This is a genomic window from Polynucleobacter acidiphobus (assembly GCF_003065385.1).
GTDB classification, from domain to species: domain Bacteria; phylum Pseudomonadota; class Gammaproteobacteria; order Burkholderiales; family Burkholderiaceae; genus Polynucleobacter; species Polynucleobacter acidiphobus.
The window spans coordinates 1,576,377-1,596,117 of record NZ_CP023277.1; the positions used below are offsets into that span (position 1 = coordinate 1,576,377).

17 protein-coding genes are annotated in these 19,741 nt (G+C 47.7%); 10 read left to right on the top strand and 7 right to left on the bottom strand.

Annotated features, from left to right (window positions below):
- Positions 1-23: 23 nt before the first annotated feature.
- Positions 24-1,883 (top strand): protein translocase subunit SecD, encoded by a 1,860-nt coding sequence (gene secD / locus AOC32_RS08240; protein WP_108508996.1) that lies wholly within the window; start codon positions 24-26, stop codon positions 1,881-1,883.
- 3 nt (positions 1,884-1,886) lie between these two features.
- Positions 1,887-2,861 (top strand): protein translocase subunit SecF, encoded by a 975-nt coding sequence (gene secF, locus AOC32_RS08245; protein WP_108508997.1) that lies wholly within the window; start codon positions 1,887-1,889, stop codon positions 2,859-2,861.
- Here the strand turns inward: secF and waaA are convergent.
- Positions 2,839-4,215 (bottom strand): lipid IV(A) 3-deoxy-D-manno-octulosonic acid transferase, encoded by a 1,377-nt coding sequence (gene waaA / locus AOC32_RS08250; RefSeq protein ID WP_108508998.1) that lies wholly within the window; start codon positions 4,213-4,215, stop codon positions 2,839-2,841. The genes secF and waaA overlap by 23 nt on opposite strands.
- On the bottom strand, positions 4,212-5,597 hold the full coding sequence (gene purB, locus AOC32_RS08255; protein WP_108508999.1) for an adenylosuccinate lyase: 1,386 nt from the start codon (positions 5,595-5,597) through the stop codon (positions 4,212-4,214). Before purB ends, waaA begins: the two co-directional genes overlap by 4 nt.
- An 80-nt stretch (positions 5,598-5,677) precedes the next feature.
- Here purB and AOC32_RS08260 point away from each other — a divergent pair, with 80 nt between their 5' ends.
- A complete protein-coding gene (locus tag AOC32_RS08260) occupies positions 5,678-6,292 on the top strand; it encodes a glutathione S-transferase C-terminal domain-containing protein (protein WP_108509000.1) in 615 nt (204 codons plus the stop codon).
- A 3-nt stretch (positions 6,293-6,295) separates the two neighbouring features.
- Here AOC32_RS08260 and mnmA read toward each other — a convergent pair whose 3' ends face one another.
- Entirely contained in the window at positions 6,296-7,405 is a 1,110-nt protein-coding gene (gene mnmA, locus AOC32_RS08265; RefSeq protein WP_108509001.1) for a tRNA 2-thiouridine(34) synthase MnmA, read from the bottom strand.
- Between the two features lie 198 nt (positions 7,406-7,603).
- Here mnmA and AOC32_RS08270 point away from each other — a divergent pair, with 198 nt between their 5' ends.
- Genes AOC32_RS08270 through AOC32_RS08280 form a run of 3 tightly spaced genes read left to right on the top strand, consistent with a single transcriptional unit; the run spans position 7,604 to position 10,472 of the window.
- On the top strand, positions 7,604-8,740 hold the full coding sequence (locus tag AOC32_RS08270) for a Re/Si-specific NAD(P)(+) transhydrogenase subunit alpha (protein ID WP_108509002.1): 1,137 nt from the start codon (positions 7,604-7,606) through the stop codon (positions 8,738-8,740).
- A 17-nt stretch (positions 8,741-8,757) separates the two neighbouring features.
- Positions 8,758-9,096, top strand: a complete 339-nt coding sequence (locus AOC32_RS08275) for a proton-translocating transhydrogenase family protein (protein ID WP_108509003.1) — start codon at positions 8,758-8,760, stop codon at positions 9,094-9,096.
- Positions 9,097-9,107: 11 nt separating this feature from the next.
- Positions 9,108-10,472: an NAD(P)(+) transhydrogenase (Re/Si-specific) subunit beta gene (locus AOC32_RS08280; RefSeq protein WP_108509004.1), complete on the top strand. Its 1,365-nt coding sequence runs from the start codon at positions 9,108-9,110 to the stop codon at positions 10,470-10,472.
- A 63-nt stretch (positions 10,473-10,535) separates the two neighbouring features.
- Here AOC32_RS08280 and groL read toward each other — a convergent pair whose 3' ends face one another.
- Both groL and groES read right to left on the bottom strand, forming a co-directional pair.
- Positions 10,536-12,191: a chaperonin GroEL gene (gene groL, locus AOC32_RS08285; protein WP_108509005.1), complete on the bottom strand. Its 1,656-nt coding sequence runs from the start codon at positions 12,189-12,191 to the stop codon at positions 10,536-10,538.
- A 26-nt stretch (positions 12,192-12,217) separates the two neighbouring features.
- Entirely contained in the window at positions 12,218-12,508 is a 291-nt protein-coding gene (gene groES / locus AOC32_RS08290; RefSeq protein ID WP_108509006.1) for a co-chaperone GroES, read from the bottom strand.
- A gap of 330 nt (positions 12,509-12,838) precedes the next feature.
- Between groES and AOC32_RS08295 the strand changes: the two genes are divergently transcribed.
- The 3 genes from AOC32_RS08295 to AOC32_RS08305 are packed head-to-tail and all read left to right on the top strand — an operon-like array spanning position 12,839 to position 16,682.
- A complete protein-coding gene (locus AOC32_RS08295; protein WP_159074925.1) occupies positions 12,839-13,675 on the top strand; it encodes a diguanylate phosphodiesterase in 837 nt (278 codons plus the stop codon).
- A 23-nt stretch (positions 13,676-13,698) separates the two neighbouring features.
- Positions 13,699-14,322: a response regulator transcription factor gene (locus AOC32_RS08300; RefSeq protein WP_108509008.1), complete on the top strand. Its 624-nt coding sequence runs from the start codon at positions 13,699-13,701 to the stop codon at positions 14,320-14,322.
- 17 nt (positions 14,323-14,339) lie between these two features.
- Positions 14,340-16,682, top strand: coding sequence for a response regulator (locus AOC32_RS08305; RefSeq protein WP_159074926.1), 2,343 nt, complete (start codon positions 14,340-14,342; stop codon positions 16,680-16,682).
- Positions 16,683-16,726: 44 nt separating this feature from the next.
- Here AOC32_RS08305 and AOC32_RS08310 read toward each other — a convergent pair whose 3' ends face one another.
- Positions 16,727-17,005: an HU family DNA-binding protein gene (locus AOC32_RS08310; protein ID WP_108509010.1), complete on the bottom strand. Its 279-nt coding sequence runs from the start codon at positions 17,003-17,005 to the stop codon at positions 16,727-16,729.
- A 143-nt stretch (positions 17,006-17,148) separates the two neighbouring features.
- On the opposite strand from AOC32_RS08310, the gene dacB reads away from it, so the two are divergent.
- Positions 17,149-18,717, top strand: coding sequence for a D-alanyl-D-alanine carboxypeptidase/D-alanyl-D-alanine endopeptidase (gene dacB, locus AOC32_RS08315; RefSeq protein WP_108509011.1), 1,569 nt, complete (start codon positions 17,149-17,151; stop codon positions 18,715-18,717).
- Here the strand turns inward: dacB and AOC32_RS08320 are convergent.
- A complete protein-coding gene (locus AOC32_RS08320; protein ID WP_108509012.1) occupies positions 18,663-19,739 on the bottom strand; it encodes an L-threonylcarbamoyladenylate synthase in 1,077 nt (358 codons plus the stop codon). The two genes, dacB and AOC32_RS08320, sit on opposite strands and share 55 nt — an antisense overlap.
- Positions 19,740-19,741 lie beyond the last annotated feature (2 nt).

Below are 19,741 nucleotides of genomic sequence, written 5' to 3' on the forward strand. Positions count from 1 at the left end.
TTGGCGCCCACTAAGCCAGCATTATGAATCGCTACCCCCTCTGGAAATACCTTGTAATTGGGGTAGCCCTCGTCATTGGCTTTTTGTATGCCTTACCAAATATCTTTGGCGAGGCGCCTGCCGTTCAAATCTCAGCAGCTAAACCGACGATTAAGGTTGATCTCACTACCCAATCTCGGATTGAGACACTTCTGAACGAAGCGAGTATTCAGAATACGGGGATATTCTTTGAGCGTACCGGCAATGTTGGTAGCATCAAGATTCGCTTTGAAAATACCGATACGCAACTCAAAGCACGGGATTTAATTAATCAAAAGCTCAATGTGGATCCCAAAGAGCCCAACTATATTGTGGCGCTCAATCTTCTCTCCAATACACCCAATTGGCTTGGCTCAATCAATGCCCTTCCTATGCCTTTGGGTCTGGACCTCCGTGGTGGCGTGTATTTCTTATTGCAAGTCGATATGCAAGGCGCAGTCCAGAAGAAACTGACATCCTTGGCGACTGATATTCGTGGACAACTGCGTGATAAAGGGATTCGTCATCAAGGCATTGAGCGCGCAGGCGACGCCATTACGATTCGCTTTGGATCGACTGCAGAAGCAGATGCTGCTCGCGCGGTACTAGCAGGCCCTCAAGCTGATCTAGAGTGGCTTCTTGAAAAAGCAGCCGATGGCGCCAAACTGGTTGGACGATTTAAGGCAAGCGCACTGAAAGAAGTTCAAGAAAATGCCGTCAAACAAAACATCATTACCCTCAATAAACGCGTCAATGAATTAGCCGTCAAAGAGCCAGTCATTCAACAACAAGGGGCCGAGCGCATCGTGGTGCAACTTCCAGGCGTTCAAGATACTGCGCGCGCCAAAGATATTATTGGTCGTACCGCAACCCTTGAATCCCGCCTCGCAGATCCAGTTGCTTCAACGATTGGTCTCAATGAAACCCCGCCACCTGGTACCGATGTATTTCGATTTGGCGAGAATCGCCTAGGCGTCTTCAAAAAATCGGTGATCTTCACAGGCGATCGCATTACCGATGCGAGCGCTGGCTTTGATCAGAACCAACGCCCATCTGTCAACATCTCACTGGATGCCGCTGGCGGACGAGTGATGCAAGAAGTAACGCGTGAGAACATTGGTAAGCCCATGGGCATGATTCTGTTTGAAAAGGGTAAGGGTGAGGTACTCACCATTGCGACGATTCAAAGTGAGTTTGGCTCGAAGTTCCAGATTACTGGGCAACCCACCACTGAGAGCGCAAATGATCTTGCTCTATTACTTCGTGCAGGATCTTTGGCTGCCCCCATGGAAATTATTGAAGAACGCACCATTGGCCCGAGCCTAGGTCTTGAGAACATTGAGAAAGGATTCACCTCTCTCATTTATGGTTTTGCTGCAATCGCGATTTTCATGATTGCCTATTACATGCTATTTGGCACATTCTCAGTCATTGCGCTTGGGGTTAATTTAGTTCTCTTAATTTCCTTGCTATCCATGCTACAAGCCACGCTTACTCTGCCAGGTATTGCGGCAATGGCATTGGCGATTGGTATGGCAATTGACTCCAACGTTCTCATCAATGAGCGGATTCGCGAAGAGCTACGCAATGGTGCGGCTCCCCACACGGCGATTGCCATCGGATTTGATAAGGCGTGGGCCACGATCTTGGACTCTAACATCACCACATTGATTGCTGGTTTAGCCCTGCTTGCCTTTGGCTCAGGTCCCATTAAAGGCTTTGCAGTGGTGCATTGCCTTGGTATTTTGACCTCGATGTTCTCCGCCGTCTTCTTTGCGCGCGGTATCGTCAATCTTTGGTACGGACGTCAGAAGAAGTTGCAGTCGATTTCGATTGGCCAAGTCTGGCGGCCACAAGGGAAATAAGTCATGGAATTTTTCCGAATCCGCAAAGATATTCCCTTCATGCGCCATGCATTGTTACTCAATGCATTTTCGTTTATTACATTTTTAGCGGCGATCTTTTTTATTTGGCAAAAAGGCTTGCATCTCTCGATTGAATTTACCGGCGGTACGGTGATGGAGATTTCCTATCCACAAACTGCACCCCTTGACTCCATTCGTGATCAGATTGCCAAAATTGGATACACCGACAGCCAAATTCAGAACTTTGGAAGTTCGCGCGATGTCATGATTCGTTTGCCTCTGCAGAGAGATCTAACCGGTCAAATCATTCCATCCGCGCAGCAAAGCACTGCGGTCATGCAAGTACTCGAGGCGAATAATTCTGGGGCGAAGCTGCAGCGGGTTGAATACGTGGGCCCTCAAGTTGGTAAAGAGCTAGCGATTGACGGAATTAAAGCTCTCATCTTTGTGGTGATCGGCATCATGATTTACCTCGCATTCCGCTTCGAGTGGAAATTTGCTGTGGCTGGCATTTTGGCGAACTTGCATGATGTGGTGATCATTCTGGGATTCTTTGCCTTCTTTCAGTGGGAGTTTTCGCTCTCCGTACTGGCCGCTGTATTGGCGGTTCTTGGCTACTCTGTGAACGAGTCGGTGGTGATCTTTGACCGGATCCGTGAAAGTTTTCGCCGGCAACGCAAGATGAGCCCCCGCGAAATTATTGATAACGCGATTACCAGTACGATTAGCCGCACCGTCATCACGCATGGCAGTACCGAGATGATGGTGGTTGCGATGCTAATTTTTGGTGGGCCGTCCCTTTTCTATTTTGCCCTTGCGCTTACGATTGGCATCTTGTTCGGAATTTATTCATCGGTATTCGTGGCTGCTGCTATTGCGATGTGGCTTGGTATTAAACGCGAAGATCTTATCAAAGCCGATCGTAAGCCGAATGAAAACAATCGCCCTGATGATCCTAACTTTGGAGCGCAGGTCTAAGCTGTTCTAAGATTCGCTGGGTTGCGCCTTGATGTTCCGCAGCAAACTGGAGTGCATGCTCTGAGCGTTCTTTTCGCTCCAGCGTATTTAGTAGAAGATTTTCAATCGCCTTTGCCAAAGCATCCATCAGCTTTGAATCTGAATCCCCAGTTACTCTGATGGCAGCGCCGCAAGCAATGGCGTCCTCACTAGCCTTCTGAAAATTATAGGTATGCGGCCCCAAAATCACTGGGCAAGCGTTTGCACACGCTTCAATTAAATTTTGTCCACCGGTTGGCAAAAGACTACCGCCCATCACTACAAAATCACTAGCGCCATAGTAAGCCGCCATCTCACCCATGGAGTCTCCAAGCAGAACGTCAATCTTTGACCAATGTAAGGATGGGTCCATTTCTTCACTGGAGCGTGGATCACTAAAGCTAGAGCGGCGCTCAAAGACTAATCCCGATTGGTAAATAAGATCAGCAACCTCAGAGAAGCGATCTGGATGGCGTGGCACCATAATCAGCAACGGCGGATGGGACCAAGTGCTGTTCTTCAGAATTTGCCTCCAGGCATCCAGAATGATTGCTTCTTCACCGGCTCGGGTACTGGCTGCGCAAACCACAAGGCGCCCCTGAGCTTGAACCGCTTTTTTCCAATGCTTTCCTAAGGCGAGTGTTTCGGGTTGGCTGGCGATATCGAACTTCATATTACCAACGATCTGGACATTCTCAACACCAAGGGCTTGATAACGCTTCGCATCATGGGATGACTGGGCCAATATACCTGCAAACGACTGAAACAGTGTCTGGCCCGCTCTGCCAAAACTCTGTACACGCTTAAAGCTACGTTCGGATAGGCGCGCGTTGATCAGAAAGAGGGGGATCCCTAGTTGACGCGCCCGCAATACAAAACCGGGCCATGCCTCGGTTTCCATGAGAAGGCCCAGTCGGGGCTGAAAATGCTTCAGAAAACGCTCGATCGACCAACAAATATCGTAGGGTAAATAGACTTGCGCGAGTCGACCCTGTTGAATGGCCTTCCAATAGAGCGCTTTGCCCGCCTCACGCCCCGTCGGAGTCATGTGCGTTAAAAGAATGGGGTGGCCTTCATGGAGCAGTGTCTCGATTAAGGCTTGGGTTGCATGCGTTTCACCAACCGAGACCGCATGAATCCATACTGGCTGGGGTTGTAATTTCTTAGCCCCATAAAATCCAAAGCGCTCAGTAATATGCTGACGATAACCCCGATGGTGACGACTGCGCCATAACAGACGAGTGATAACAACGGGTATTAAGAGATGCCAAATTGCCTCATACAAAAAATAGAGGCCAAAGGGGTAATGCGCAGCCGGGCGATTGGATCGACTCAACGCTTACTTGGCTTTAATCGCGACGCCAACTCTGCGGCCTTGCCCGTGTATGAAGCAGGGGTCATTTTTAGCAAACGCTTCTTTTCTAGCTCAGGAATCGCAAGGGTCTTAATAAAACGCTGCAGCACATCGCGTGTAATCGCCTTGCCTCGGGTTAAATCCTTTAATTGCTCATACGGGTTCTCAATCCCATAACGGCGCATAACCGTTTGGATGGGCTCAGCGAGAACTTCCCAGCAATCATCCAAATCCGATGCAATCGCCGCAACATTGACCTCTAATTTAGAAAGACCGCGTAGAGCGCTGTCATACGCCAATACGCTATGACCAAATGCTGGGCCCAAATTACGCAAAACGGTGGAGTCAGTAAGATCGCGCTGCCAGCGTGAAATCGGAAGTTTTTCAGCTAAATGACGCAGAAGTGCGTTCGCAATCCCAAGGTTACCTTCAGAGTTCTCAAAATCAATTGGATTGACTTTGTGCGGCATAGTAGAAGAACCAATCTCCCCTGCCTTGGTTTTTTGCTTAAAGTAGCCAAGCGAGATGTAAGCCCAAAAATCACGATCGATATCGAGCAAAATTGTATTGGCACGAGCAATTGCATCAAATAACTCGGCCATACCATCGTGGGGCTCAATCTGAATCGTATAGGGGTTAAATTCCAAACCAAGCCGCTTTTCGACAACCCCTCTAGCAAACTGCTCCCAATCAAACTCGGGATACGCTGCTAGATGAGCGTTGTAGTTACCAACCGCGCCATTCATCTTGCCAAGTAGCGCGACACTACCAATCGCTTGAATCGCTCGCTCTAGACGTTTTGCCATATTGGCAATTTCTTTACCCAAGGTGGTTGGTGAGGCTGGCTGACCATGAGTTCGAGAGAGCATTGGAATAGTGGCATGCCGAACCGCGAGCTCATTTAAGGCCTTCAAAATTAAACGCAGTTGTGGAATCAATACATGATCACGTGCGCCTCGCAACATCAGGCCATGCGAGGTGTTGTTAATATCTTCCGAAGTGCATGCAAAGTGGATGAACTCGCTAGCCTTCAGTAATTTTGGACGTTTCGCAACTTTTTCTTTCAACCAATACTCAACCGCCTTGACATCGTGGTTGGTAATCGCCTCGATATCTTTGATGCGCTGGGCATCCGCTTCTGAAAAATCACTGGCTAGTTTTAAGAGAAAAGCCTCATCAGCCGCATCTATCTTTGGAATATTGGCTAACTTTGCCTCGCTCAGGGCCAAAAGCCATTGGATCTCGACCACCACCCGTTGTTGCATGAAAGCTGCTTCAGATAGCCAAGGACGCAGGGCATCGAGTTTTTTTGCATACCGGCCATCGAGTGGTGATAGTGCTGTTAATGAAGATAGGGTGGACAAGGGGTTCTCGTTACAAAGTGATCAAAACCTGATTTTAATGGGTTTATGGCTGACCTCATAGATTGCTATACTGCGCCCTTATGAAAATTATTGGATCCCTAACTAGCCCTTTTGTTCGCAAAGTACGCATCGTCATGGCGGAAAAAAAGATTGATGCCGAACTGGTCCTTGAGAATGTATGGAACTCAGAGACCACCATTGCAGAATTTAATCCTTTAAGCAAGATTCCGTGCCTGCTGATGGATGATGGCGGCGCCATGTTTGATTCGCGGGTGATTGCTGAATACATTGACACCTTAAGCCCAGTGGGCAAGCTTATTCCCGCCACCGGTCGGGAACGTGCTGCGGTTAAAACCTGGGAAGCCTTAGCCGATGGCGTAATTGATGCCGGTATACTGGCGCGCCTAGAAAAAACCTTTCGCAATGATGGCGAGCAAAGCGAGAAGTGGCTTGAGCGTCAAATGCATAAAGTGCATCAGGGCATGGAGACTATGTCAAAGAGTTTAGGTCACTCAAAATGGTGCCATGGTAATCAATTTAGCCTTGCCGACATTGCCTTGGGATGTGCGCTTGGTTGGTTTGAATTACGCTTTCCTGAGCTTAACTGGAAAACTCAATACCCAAACCTTGCGACGCATTTTGCACAACTATCGAATCGCGCCTCGTTTAAGCAAACCGTTCCACCGGCACAATAATCCTTAGCGAACGATAATTCCGCCGCCCAAGCAAACATCTCCTTGATAGAGAACGGCGGACTGACCTGGCGTGACCGCCCACTGAGCCGCCTCGAATTGCAACTCAAAGGAGTCGCCCTGCTCCGCAGTGATTGCGCAGAGCGCGTCCTCTTGGCGATAACGGGTTTTTGCGCTGTATTGACCTAGCGGCGGTTCATGGCCCGCGATCCATGAGGCGTCCATCGCAGCTAAGGTTTCGCTGAGTAGCCAGGGATGATCGTGGCCTTGTGCGACATAAAGTGTGTTGCTCACAAGGTCTTTGCGGGCCACATACCAAGCATCACCGGTTCCATCTTGGCTTCCACCCAAACCGATTCCTTTGCGCTGCCCCAATGTAAAGAATGCTAAGCCCATATGCTCTCCCAATTGCTTGCCATCGACACTCAGGATCGGGCCTGGGGTTCTTGGTAAATAGCGATTTAAGAATTCTCGAAATGGGCGCTCGCCAATAAAACAAATCCCCGTTGAATCTTTCTTACGAGCGTTGGGTAAACCCAAATCTGCAGCGATCTCGCGAACCTCTTTTTTAGTAATGTCGCCAAGTGGGAATAGCACTTTGGATAATTGGGCTTGCGTTAAGCGATACAAGAAGTAACTCTGGTCTTTTGTGAGATCCCGGGCTTTCAATAACTGCACACGATCTGCATGGCACTCGACTCTGGCATAGTGCCCAGTAGCAATCAAGTCGGCCCCCAAATGCATCGCGTGATCCAAAAATGCCTTGAATTTAATCTCGGCGTTGCAAAGCACATCCGGATTTGGTGTTCGACCTGCTGCGTACTCTCTCAAAAAATCAGCAAACACACGTTCACGATACTCTTGGGCAAAGTTCACGGCTTCAACATCGATCCCCAAGAGATCAGCAACAGATACAACATCAATCCAATCTTGCCGTGCGGAACAATACTCATCCTGATCGTCGTCTTCCCAGTTTTTCATGAAAAGACCAACCACCTCGTAGCCCTGTTGTTTGAGTAACCAGGCGGCCACCGAGGAGTCAACGCCTCCCGACATGCCCACCACCACCTTTGGCTTACCAGAGTTCGTAATTTTTGAAGAATTAGGGGCGGTCATCGATGAAAACGACAAATATTAGGGGTAACCATTAAAAAGTGCGAAAATACGGATATTGTTTCAAGCTCATATTGTAAAAGTCTCGGTCAAGCTCTGGCCAAAGGGATATACAGGAGACTGGGCGGGCTAGCTCACAAGGCATGGCTAATTTATTAAAATGGTTCCTTTTTTAAAAATTCTTGCTTTTGGAGATACGCCATGCGCATTGGAGTGCCGCTGGAAACTAGACCCGGAGAGACCCGGGTTGCCGCGACCGCTGAGACCGTTAAAAAGCTAATTAGCCAGGGTCATCAAGTCATTATTCAATCAGGTGCAGGGGTTGGCGCCAGCCTTCCCGATAGTGCCTATGAGGCCGTTGGGGCCAGTATTGGCTCTGCAGCCGATGCATTTGCCTGCGAGATTGTTCTTAAGGTTCGTGCGCCCCAGGCCGATGAGCTAAAGCAGATCAAGGCGGGATCCGTCCTGCTTGGCATGCTCGATCCCTTTGATAATGCAGGAATTTCTGCCATGGCTGCTCAGGGAATCACTGCCTTTGCCCTCGAAGCCGCTCCTCGGACTACCCGCGCCCAAAGCATGGACGTCCTATCCTCCCAAGCCAATATTGCTGGTTATAAGGCCGTGATGTTGGCCGCGAATGAGTATCAGCGCTTTATGCCCATGCTGATGACCGCTGCGGGAACCGTAAAAGCTGCCCGCATCCTAATCTTGGGTGCTGGAGTTGCCGGTTTGCAGGCCATTGCGACCGCTAAGCGCCTAGGTTCAGTGATTGAAGCCTCTGATGTCCGTCCTGCTGCCAAAGAGCAAATTGAGTCCCTTGGTGCCAAATTTGTGGATGTGCCCTATGAAACCGATGAGGAACGCGAGATTGCTCAAGGGGTTGGTGGTTATGCCCGTCCCATGCCAGAGGCATGGATGAAGCGCCAAGCGGCTCTGGTGGCTGAGCGTGCAGCTCAAGCTGATATTGTGATTACCACCGCCTTGATTCCTGGGCGTAAACCCCCTGTTCTCTTACATGCCGATACCGTTGAGAAGATGAAAGCTGGCTCGGTGGTGATCGATATCGCCGCTGGTCGTGGCGAGAACGGCTCAGGAAACTGCCCGCTGACTCGTGCGGACCAAGTGATCAATCACAACGGCGTTAAGATTGTTGGCTACACCAATTTACCAAGCATGGTGGCTGCGGATGCCTCAGCCCTCTATGCCAGAAACTTGCTTGATTTCATGAAGCTCATCATTAATAAGGAAGGGCAACTTGCCATTCCTGCCGCAGCCGATGACGATATTGTTGCCGCCTGCTTGATGTGCCGTGATGGCCAAGCCATTCGCACTAATTAATTATTGAGGGAACCAAAATGGATGCTGCTGCTATTCAAAGTCTATTAACCGTCCAAAACATCACGGTTTTTGTGTTGGCTATTTTTGTTGGCTACCACGTGGTATGGAATGTAACACCTGCTTTGCATACCCCGCTGATGTCGGTGACGAATGCCATTTCAGGGATCATCATTGTGGGCGCGATGTTGCAAACGGAAGTCATCAATGGTGATGAAATCACCCTAACAAGCTTGATTGGAGCGCTAGCTATTTTCCTAGCATCCATCAATATCTTTGGTGGTTTTATGGTCACTCGGCGAATGCTTGAGATGTTCAAGAAAAAAGCTCCGAAGAACGAATCGGCTGGCAACCAATAAGAGAGCACATCATGTCAAACTTCACAGCCATTTCTTATCTTGTTTCGTCCGTGCTATTTATTTTGGCACTCAAAGGACTCTCGTCCCCAACCACCTCGCGCCAGGGTAATGTCTATGGCATGGTTGGGATGGCACTTGCGGTTGTTACAACCTTCCTCATCCCAAGCTTTAAGCCGGTATATTGGTTAATTGGGGGAGCAATCATCGCGGGTGCCATCATTGGCTCAATTGCAGCACAGCGCGTGCAAATGACCAAGATGCCCGAGCTGGTCGCTTTAATGCACTCCTTCGTGGGTTTATCAGCGGTATTAATTGCGATTGCCGCAGTCTTTAATCCCGCCCAAGCCCATAGTGGCGCTCAGAAAATTGAGTTATTTATTGGTGCCTTTATTGGTGCGATTACCTTCACGGCATCCGTTATTGCCTTTGGAAAACTCTCTGGCAAGGTCAGCGGTAAACCAGTCAGTTTTTCGGGGCAGCATTTGCTCAACTTGATCATGGCGATCTTGATGGTCGCTGCTGGCGTTGCATACTTCCTCACCGATAGTCACGCCGCATTCTTGATCATGTGTGCAATTGCCCTAGTGCTCGGTATCACCTTGATTATTCCGATTGGTGGCGCTGATATGCCGGTGGTGGTATCGATGCTCAACAGCTATTCTGGTTGGGCGGCAGCTGGTATCGGCTTTACCCTCAATAATCCTGTGTTAATCATTGCGGGTGCTTGCGTTGGATCCTCGGGTGCGATTCTGTCCTACATTATGTGTAAGGCCATGAATCGCTCGATTACCGCTGTTTTGCTCGGGGGTTTTGGTGCTGAAGCTGCTGCAGGTGGCGACGATGGCGGTCCCAAGAACTACAAAACTGGTTCTGCAGAGGATGCTGCCTTCTTAATGACTAACGCGGATACAGTAATTATCGTTCCGGGTTATGGTCTTGCGGTAGCGCGTGCTCAGCATGCCCTTAAAGAGCTCACCGAGAAGTTAATTCATCATGGCGTAACTGTTAAGTACGCTATCCATCCCGTTGCTGGTCGCATGCCAGGACATATGAACGTTCTCTTAGCAGAGGCGGAAGTTCCTTACGATCAAGTTTTTGAGATGGAAGACATTAACAGCGATTTTGGACAAGCTGACGTGGTTCTCGTTTTGGGTGCCAATGACGTGGTCAATCCTGCAGCACGCACGCCCGGCAGCCCGATCTTTGGTATGCCAATTTTGGAGGCGTTCAAAGCCAAAACCATCATCGTCAACAAGCGCTCGATGGCGGCTGGCTACGCCGGCCTCGACAACGAGCTCTTCTACATGGACAAAACCATGATGGTCTTTGGTGATGCCAAGAAGGTCGTGGAGGATATGGTCAAAGCGGTAGATTGATCAAAGCAGTAGACAATAAAAAGGGCAGCCTAGGCTGCCCTTTGTTTTGGACCGAAGTCTTAATTACATCATTCCGTCCATACCGCCCATACCACCCATACCACCCATACCGCCTGGCATACCGCCGCCAGCAGCTTCCTCTTTTGGAGACTCTGCAATTGCGCAGTCAGTGGTCAGCAATAGTGCAGCAACGGATGCAGCGTTTACTAACGCGGTTTTAGTTACCTTGGTTGGGTCAATCACACCTTGAGCAACTAAGTCACCATACTCGCCCGTAGCAGCGTTGTAGCCATGATTACCTTTACCAGCTGCAACTGAATTCACCACTACGCTAGCTTCATCACCCGCATTGGAAACGATGATGCGTAGTGGCTCTTCCATCGCACGCAATACGATGCTAATGCCAGCATTTTGATCAGGATTGTCACCCTTGAGACCAGCAATGCCCTGCTTCGCACGGATCAGTGCAACGCCGCCGCCAGGAACAATACCCTCTTCAACGGCTGCACGAGTTGCATGTAATGCATCATCAACACGCGCTTTCTTCTCTTTCATTTCGACTTCGGTTGCGGCACCGACGCGGATCACAGCAACACCGCCTGCCAATTTAGCAACGCGCTCTTGTAATTTCTCGCGGTCATAGTCGCTGGTGGCTTCGTCGATCTGTACCCGAATGTTCTTAACACGAGCTTCGATCGATTTCGCATCGCCTGCACCATCAATAATGGTGGTGTTCTCTTTGCCAATCTCAACACGCTTGGCTTGTCCAAGATGCTCAAGAGTGGTCTTCTCGAGGGTCAGGCCAACTTCCTCAGCAATTACTTGGCCGCCGGTCAAAATTGCAATGTCTTCCAACATCGCTTTACGACGATCACCAAAGCCAGGAGCCTTCACAGCGCAGGTCTTTAGGATGCCACGAATGTTGTTCACTACTAAGGTTGCCAAGGCTTCGCCTTCAACATCTTCAGCGACAATCATCAATGGACGACCCGACTTAGCAACTTGCTCGAGAACTGGCAAGAGATCACGGATATTGCTGATCTTCTTATCAAACAAGAGAATGTAAGGGCTCTCCAATACTGCGGTTTGCTTCTCAGGCTGATTAATGAAGTATGGGGACAAGTAGCCACGGTCAAACTGCATACCCTCCACTACTTCTAACTCGTCTTCAAGAGACTTGCCATCTTCAACGGTAATCACACCCTCTTTGCCGACCTTTTCCATCGCTTCAGCGATACGATTGCCAATGCTCTCGTCGCTGTTGGCTGAAATCGAACCAACTTGTGCAATTTCTTTGGTGGTAGTGCAAGGCTTGCTGATTTTTTTGAGCTCTTCAATCGCAGCGGTTACCGCCTTATCGATACCACGCTTGAGATCCATTGGATTATGTCCAGCAACCACATACTTCATACCTTCACGAACGATCGACTGAGCCAGTACGGTTGCGGTTGTTGTACCGTCACCTGCGATGTCAGCGGTCTTGGAAGCAACTTCCTTAACCATCTGAGCGCCCATGTTCTGGAGCTTGTCTTTGAGCTCAATCTCTTTAGCTACTGAAACACCGTCTTTGGTAATGGTCGGACCGCCAAATGAGCGCTCGATCACTACATTACGACCTTTAGGTCCAAGGGTTACTTTGACTGCATTTGCGAGGATGTTGACACCCTCAACCATCTTGACGCGGGCGTTATCGCCAAACACTACATCTTTTGCTGCCATGATTAGATTCCTTTCTAGTTGCCTAATTACTTCTGAACAACGGCCATGATGTCTTCTTCGCGCATGACAAGAAGCTCGTCGCCATCAACTTTTACGGTCTGACCTGCATACTTTCCAAATAGAACGCGATCACCAACTTTGACATCGGGGGCATTTAACTTGCCACTGTCATCCCGCTTGCCGGGGCCAACGGCCAATACTTCGCCCTGATCGGGCTTTTCTGCTGCGTTATCTGGAATCACGATTCCAGAGGCGGTTTTTGTTTCTTGATCTAAGCGCTTAATAATCACGCGATCGTGTAAAGGACGTAAATTCATTCCCTCTCCTATGTTAGTAAGTATTAACTAATAAAATATGCTGCCTCATGATCTCTGCACATTGCGCTAAATATATGATTTATATAAATATTTTCAATAAAATGAAATAATTTATAATCATTATTAGCACTCTCGTGTAGTGAGTGCTGATTATATAGGTCTTCATTCGCTGTTTTCAAGAGCCCGCTCCCTTAGCCCCAATATGGGTTTTGGATGATGCATTCCATCATCGGGCAGCCGTAGGAAATTTCTTACACATAAATCATCTTTATGCCCTTACTTAAAACAGTTGGCATGCATAGACTCGTTGATATTCGATTGGAGAAAAGCATGAGCCCTAAATCACGGCTTTATAACTTGGTGATGGCATGGAAGAACAAGCCCTTCCGTGAACTACGTGACATTGAACAGCCGTATTGGGAAAGCCCGAAAGACCAAGAACAATTTACTGATCGTCTTCCAAGAAACTCCGTTGATGAATTCGCGTATCGGGGAATTGATTTTGAACCCATCTTCAATCGCTCGGGAAGCGCCCTAAAGGGGGTTTTATTTCGGCCCCTATTAACAGCCAGATCATCCGAGGTTTTGCGCCTCTGCATGGAAGGAATTGATGCGATTCATTATTGGCAATGCAGTAATCGCATCATCCCCCTCATTCTGCCAATCAATGTATCTGACCTAAAGATTGCATCATGCATTGATGGACTGTGCGATCTGATTCTAAATTCAAGGCTGCCCATTGGCCTGATTAATATTGGCTTTACACATCATCAGGATATCGATAACGAATTAATTTCTGCCATCACAAAGCTAAGACGCTTGGGAGTGTTATTTCATGCTCTTCAGTTTGATGGAAATCCTAATACCATCAAATTAATTAGCCAATTTCAATTTGAGGCTGTTCATTTCGATGCATCGCACATCCGCGAGACGAACTCGTCAACTGGCGCCCAACTGATTGACCAAATCCACTTATTTAAGAAGTGGTCCTGCAAAACCTACTTCAGTAACGTGACCTTTGTCCGTGATAACGAACTTGCCTATCAACTTGCTATCGATTATTGCTATGGCAGCCTCATGCTCTCACCTGTCAATCGACATCAAATTATTCATATTCAAGATAGTCGCATTGGCAAAGCACTTTTTTCTATTCAAACATCAAAATAACTTTAACCACAAGGAGACCTGTAATGCGTAATAAAGTGATGTTGATTGATGATCATCCCGCCATGTTGATGGCATTGAAGTCCATGCTGCTAAACCAAGTGCCGTTTGAGGTGGTGGCCCAAGCCCAAAGTGGCGAAGAGTGCCTCAGTGTTTTAAAAAATGTCCAACCCGATATTGTGATTCTGGATTTGGATATGCCCAAAACCGATGGCTTTGATGTTATCCGCAAGATTGGGATCTCTTACCCCAATATTCGTATCCTAATCCTATCAAGCCTCGACGAGCAGGTGTACGGAGGACGAGTACGCTCTTTGGGTGCGCATGGCTTTGTGAACAAAACAGCTAGCGCCAATATTATTCTGGCAGCTTGCGTTGCCGTTTCACAAGGCTATACCTTCTTTTCAACAGGGCGTAATGGCCATGCAGCCCTATCCGATAGTGAGAAGATGGCGTCTATTTCTGACCGAGAATTACAAGTCATGAAATACCTTGGCAAAGGGAAATCCAATGCAGAGATATCGGACCATCTCAATATCAGCAGCAAAACGGTTGCAACCTACAAGCATCGTCTATTTGATAAGTTAGGGATCTCCAATATCGCTGATCTAGTTCTCTTTTGCCGCAATAACCACATCATTGAGGGCTAGAATTGGGGCGTAGCGCGATGCATTCTTTATTAGGGTGGGTATTCGGTCTAAGCATCGCGCTTTGCTTCCAATGCGCTCACGCCCAAGGAGGCTTTCCTCAATTTACTCAAGCAGAGCAAGAATGGATCAAAGCCCACCCGATCGTTCAATTTAGTATTCATGAAAAGTATCGCCCCTACTGGGATAGCGGCATTTATCCCAAACTACTATCAAAGTTAAAAGATTGTTCGGGCATCGAATTTTCACCAAAGTGGCGTAGTTCTGATGACGTTGGCATTCATCAAATTCGTAATGGCGAAGTAAGCCTTGTGATTGATCCCAATAGAAAACTGGAATCAGCGATTCCTGGACGGCTCACAGAACCGATCTTTTGGGGACACGATGTGATGATGGCAACGCAAGCCAATATCACATCCTCATTAAATCCCAAGATTGAAAAGACCATCTTTTTTGATCGTGGTTATGACTTCTCAGAGCCAATAAAAGAAGCGCGCCTCATCAATTCACCAGAATTGATCGCTCAACAGCTGTTAGCTGGAGAGGCGCACTTTGCGGTGATGCCGCTACGCTTGGCAATGCATCTTAGCGAACAACCCAATCTTCAAGACATGCAAATTCGGCCTTTAGGCCATAAGCCATTTGCCTATCGATGGCTGATTGCAGACCAAGCTCGCATCCTGCACTCGATTGTTCAAAAATCATTACATGAAGCGGATCCGTTTTTCATGGGTGAGCTATTAGCGCTTCCATCTTTAGCGTTCGATCGATCAAGATCTCTAGCAAATTGGCTCTGGTTTGGCATCGCCAGCTCCTTTGTATTGATAGCGTTTCTGGTTGGCCACCATATTTGGCAACGTAAGAGGCAATTCCGAACAGAGTCCGACTTATTAAGCATTGCTCAAGAAGCAAAAGATGCCAATGATGCTAAATCCGCATTCTTAGCCACTGTTAGCCATGAAATCCGCACACCAATGAATGCAGTCATCGGCGCTCAGGAACTGTTACTGAAAAATAGTTCATTAAATCAACATCAACGCGATTTACTGCAAAGTGCCCACACGTCGGCGGCTTCATTATTAGGAATGCTCAATCAAGTGCTTGATATGGCAAAAATTGAAGCGGGCAAATTTACCGTTGAGCATGAACCAGTTGATTTAAAGAAAATTCTTTCCGAAATTAATCAAACCTTCTTTGGGTATGCCAAGAATAAAGGGCTTCATCTAGCCAGCTTTATTGATCCAAATATTGCCGATGTATTACTGCTCGATCCCTTACGTATCCGTCAAATTCTTCACAATCTCCTGAGTAATGCCATTAAATTTACCGAGCAAGGTCTTGTGTTTTTTGAGGTTCGGATATTGGCTAATGACCATGCAGGCCAATTATTGGAGTTTCGGGTGATTGACCAAGGCATTGGAATGGCTAAACAGGACATTGAGCGGATGCAGATGCCCTTCGAGCAAATTCGTTCCCATCTATCAACGAATAACGAGTCAGGCTCAAGCACTGGCCTTGGACTAAGTATTACCAATCATCTGATTGGATTGATGCAAAGCCAATTGATCATAGAAAGTGCACCCAGTTTGGGAACGAGTATTCATTTTGTCGTCGCATTTTCTAGAACCTGTCACCCAATTGAGAATGTGCAGCGCTCTCTGAATTCACCAGGCCACCCTTTGCTTAAAAATCGTCGTGCACTGATTGTTGAGGATCATCCGGCTAGCCGACAAATCCTTTACTTGCAATTGCAAACCCTTGGCATTCAAGTTGATCAGTGCACCAATGGTGACGAAGCACTTGAATATTTGCATAAGGATTCCTATGACATGATTCTTACCGATCACTCAATGCCTGGAATGCATGGTACGGATTTGGCTCGCTCGATTCGATCGATGGGTTATCACGATATTGTGATTATTGGCATTACAGCGGATATCTATGCTCAGACTTTGCAGGACAAGCTGATGCAATCAGGAATGAATGGTGTTCTGATTAAACCTGTCCGCCTAGAATGCCTTGAATCTGAATTATTAAAGCATTTGCATCTGCGCCCCACAAGAGCGCCCACTAACCCATCAGACCAATCTCTACCGATGAATAACTTGATTCTGGAGGAGGTTTATAAAGTTCAACTCGAAACACTGGAGATCCTCAAAGAGAAGATTGATCGTAGCTCACTAATGAGCTTGATTCATAAAATCAAAGGGGGGGCATTGCTGAGCGAAGATCAATTACTCTATGTCCAATGCGTTCATTTGGAAAAATCAGAGGCTGATCTGACGATACTGCAGCAATCCTTCCAAGAAAGTCTTATTGCTAGCAATCATCGCCTAGACAAACAGATCAACACTCCTCATTAATCCAAACAAGCTCATCCGTTCATCTAGGTCTTTTAGCATTAGAGCTAGCGCTTATTCACGGCGTCTTTAAAGGACTTGCCAGCAGAAAATTTGACTGTCTTAGAGGCTGCAATTTTAATCGCCTCACCGGTCTTTGGGTTACGCCCCATTCTGGCTGCGCGTGATCCCAAGGAAAAGCTTCCAAAGCCCACCAATTGCATCGTGTTACCCTTGGCAACGCTCGCCTTGATCGCATCGAGAGCTAAATTAAGGACCTCCTCCGCTTTGGTTTTACTTAAATCCGCTCCATCTGCAATCACATCCACTAAATCTGCTTTTGTCATGATCTATTTCCTTTAATTGGGTGTTATTTGTCGAGAAGCGGATTGCCATGAATTGGCTAAACTGGATCTCCACGTTTATCCTAGCAAAGATATGTAGAAAATCTGTAAATACTTTTAGACAAAGTAAAAAAATAATGGGATTTATGAACTTTAGTGGGCTAAGTTGTATTTTTTTAACTCGAAATCTAGGGTTAGTACTAGCACTTTTCTGCTTCGCCCCTTTTCTTGGTCATGATGCTGCGGCCCAATCTACCCTTCCCACTAGCGTTGAACAGGCGATTAAACGTAGTGGCATTCCGAAAGATTCGATCAGCATTGCGGTTAGTGAAATTCCATCGGCAGCCAATCCAAAGCTTAGCTCACCTTCGATTATTCGTTGGCGTGATGAAGTTGCCATGAATCCAGCCTCCACGATTAAATTACTCACCACCTTGGTTGCCCTTGATGTTTTGGGGCCAAAGTACCGATGGAAAACCGAACTCTTCACCGATGGTGCGATCAAAAATGGGACCTTAAAAGGTAACATCTATTTTGTGGGTCATGGTGATCCCAAATGGATCCCAGAGGAGCTTGATCGCCTAACAAAACAATTGCGTGCCCTTGGTATCCAACGCATTGATGGCAATTTGGTTTTTGACCGAAGCGCGTATGCCAAGCAAGTGATGGAAGAGGTCACGATTGATGGTGAAACCTTACGCGCCTATAACGTTCCACCTGATCCTTTGTTGTATGCCTTTCGCACCCTCTCTTTTCAGATTAATCCGAATAAAAATGGTGACGGCTTTCAGATCAGTTATACCCCAAAGTTAGCCCGGCTCACGGTCCAAAATGACATTTTGATGAGCTCGGCTCCATGCGATGGGGCAAAGCGTAATCTCCGCCTTGAAATGGTTCCCAACCCATTGGAGATGGCAAACTCTCAAGTAAAGAATAAATCCGCAATCCAGTGGCAAGCTATTTTTACCGGCGAACTACCTCAGAACTGTCGGGGCGTTACATTCAATGTGGTCAAGTTCGATCCCGATACCTTTCTGACCCTAGGATTTACTGCGGCGTGGGAAGAGGCCGGGGGGCTTTGGGTTCGCCCACCTCGCGGTCAAGCAGGATCAGTTCCTGTATATGCCCGCCCTCTATTGAGCATTGAAGGTTTAAGTCTTTTAGATGCTGCCGAGGACATTAATAAGTTCTCAAACAATGTAATGGCCCGACAGGTTTTTTTGACCCTCGCCCTTGAAAAAATTGGTAAGCCTGCTGATATTGAATCAGCAAAAGGTGTGGTGCAAGCTTGGCTAAATCAGCGCGGATTGGATTTTCCGGAACTCGTGATTGAGAATGGTTCAGGCCTATCCCGTAACGAAGCAATCTCTGCACGCAATCTGAATAGCCTCTTGATTTCGGCTCAAAACTTGCCGATTGCCGAGACCTTTGCCGCTACCTTGCCGGCCGCTGGATCCGAGGGAACCATGCGAAACCGCTTGATTACTCAACTACGTAAATTTTTACACCTCAAGAAAAAACCAGAGGCCCGCATCAAAACAGGCTCTCTAAACAATGTTCGTACGATCTCGGGTTATGTCTACAGTAAATCAGGTCGGATCTATGCAGTGACCTCGTTCATCAATGACCCCAAAGCTAATCGAGGCCAAGAGGTGCATGATCAACTGCTCACGTGGTTGCTAGAGGACGGTCCAGATCCAAAAGATGCGCGCTGAAGCCGATCGCGTACCGCATCCCACGCCTCGGTCTTTGGAGGGCTTGGGATAAAAATGGCTTGGTATTGGCCTTGATCAAGATCTCTTAAGAGGCGATAGAGTTGCTTTGCAACTAATGCGGGATCCATCGCAAGTGCTATGAAAGTCAGATTGTTCAAATAGGCTTTGAGTAGAGCCTCATGCTGTGAATGCTCTTGTTCCCAAACAAGCACAGCAAATTTAGCTTCAGGCGCTTGCCGAATCAAGGAATCGAGTTGCAATGCTAGATCAGAAACTGAATATAAATACAGAGGGGTATGGGGTGCGTAGTGAGCAAGATGGGTACCTGATACTCGGGGCTGGCTTACTCCACCTCCACCACTCACCACATCAATTCTGGTGCTTGCTTTAATCATGGATGGGCTAATTGATCCTGGGCGAAGTAATTTGGGTGACCCTTCGCCAGAGACATCCAAAATGGTTGACTCAATTCCATGCTCACAAGACCCGCCATCTAAAATCAATAGATCTGGATTATTTGGAAACTCAGCCTCAACGTCGGCCGCTGAGGTCGGTGAGATACGCCCATAACGATTAGCAGATGGTGCGGCAATACCGCCCCCAAAACGTTGCAATATCTCTTGGGTCAATGGATGAGCCGGTGAACGAATCGCCACGGTGGCCTGTCCTCCAGTGACAGAATCCAAAACCGATTTACTTTTTTCAAAGACCAACGTTAAAGGTCCTGGCCAAAAGTGCTTGATCAAAATCAGTGCGCTCTCCGGGATGTGCCGAGTCCAGGGGCTTAAGATGGTCAGCCACTCTTGTTCAAGATCTTTGCTGCTACTTGATGGTGCCTGAACATGAACAATCAAGGGATGATCGGTAGGCCTTCCCTTGAGTTGGTAAATTTTTTGGATTGCATCACGATTACTCGCATCAGCACCCAAACCATATACGGTCTCGGTGGGAATGGCTACAAGCTTCCCAGTCCGAATTGCATCAAGAGCACAATCGATTAAGGACGAATTCAGCTTGGTCATTC

Bases quoted from the DNA above. Each gene is read 5' to 3' on its own strand.
- secD (WP_108508996.1), top strand. From the start codon at position 24: ATGAATCGCTACCCCCTCTGGAAATACCTTGTAATTGGGGTAGCCCTC.
- secF (WP_108508997.1), top strand. From the start codon at position 1,887: ATGGAATTTTTCCGAATCCGCAAAGATATTCCCTTCATGCGCCATGCA.
- AOC32_RS08260 (WP_108509000.1), top strand. From the start codon at position 5,678: ATGAAAATTATTGGATCCCTAACTAGCCCTTTTGTTCGCAAAGTACGC.
- mnmA (WP_108509001.1), bottom strand. From the start codon at position 7,405: ATGACCGCCCCTAATTCTTCAAAAATTACGAACTCTGGTAAGCCAAAG.
- AOC32_RS08270 (WP_108509002.1), top strand. From the start codon at position 7,604: ATGCGCATTGGAGTGCCGCTGGAAACTAGACCCGGAGAGACCCGGGTT.
- AOC32_RS08275 (WP_108509003.1), top strand. From the start codon at position 8,758: ATGGATGCTGCTGCTATTCAAAGTCTATTAACCGTCCAAAACATCACG.
- AOC32_RS08280 (WP_108509004.1), top strand. From the start codon at position 9,108: ATGTCAAACTTCACAGCCATTTCTTATCTTGTTTCGTCCGTGCTATTT.
- groL (WP_108509005.1), bottom strand. From the start codon at position 12,191: ATGGCAGCAAAAGATGTAGTGTTTGGCGATAACGCCCGCGTCAAGATG.
- groES (WP_108509006.1), bottom strand. From the start codon at position 12,508: ATGAATTTACGTCCTTTACACGATCGCGTGATTATTAAGCGCTTAGAT.
- AOC32_RS08295 (WP_159074925.1), top strand. From the start codon at position 12,839: ATGAGCCCTAAATCACGGCTTTATAACTTGGTGATGGCATGGAAGAAC.
- AOC32_RS08300 (WP_108509008.1), top strand. From the start codon at position 13,699: ATGCGTAATAAAGTGATGTTGATTGATGATCATCCCGCCATGTTGATG.
- AOC32_RS08305 (WP_159074926.1), top strand. From the start codon at position 14,340: ATGCATTCTTTATTAGGGTGGGTATTCGGTCTAAGCATCGCGCTTTGC.
- AOC32_RS08310 (WP_108509010.1), bottom strand. From the start codon at position 17,005: ATGACAAAAGCAGATTTAGTGGATGTGATTGCAGATGGAGCGGATTTA.
- dacB (WP_108509011.1), top strand. From the start codon at position 17,149: ATGAACTTTAGTGGGCTAAGTTGTATTTTTTTAACTCGAAATCTAGGG.
- AOC32_RS08320 (WP_108509012.1), bottom strand. From the start codon at position 19,739: ATGACCAAGCTGAATTCGTCCTTAATCGATTGTGCTCTTGATGCAATT.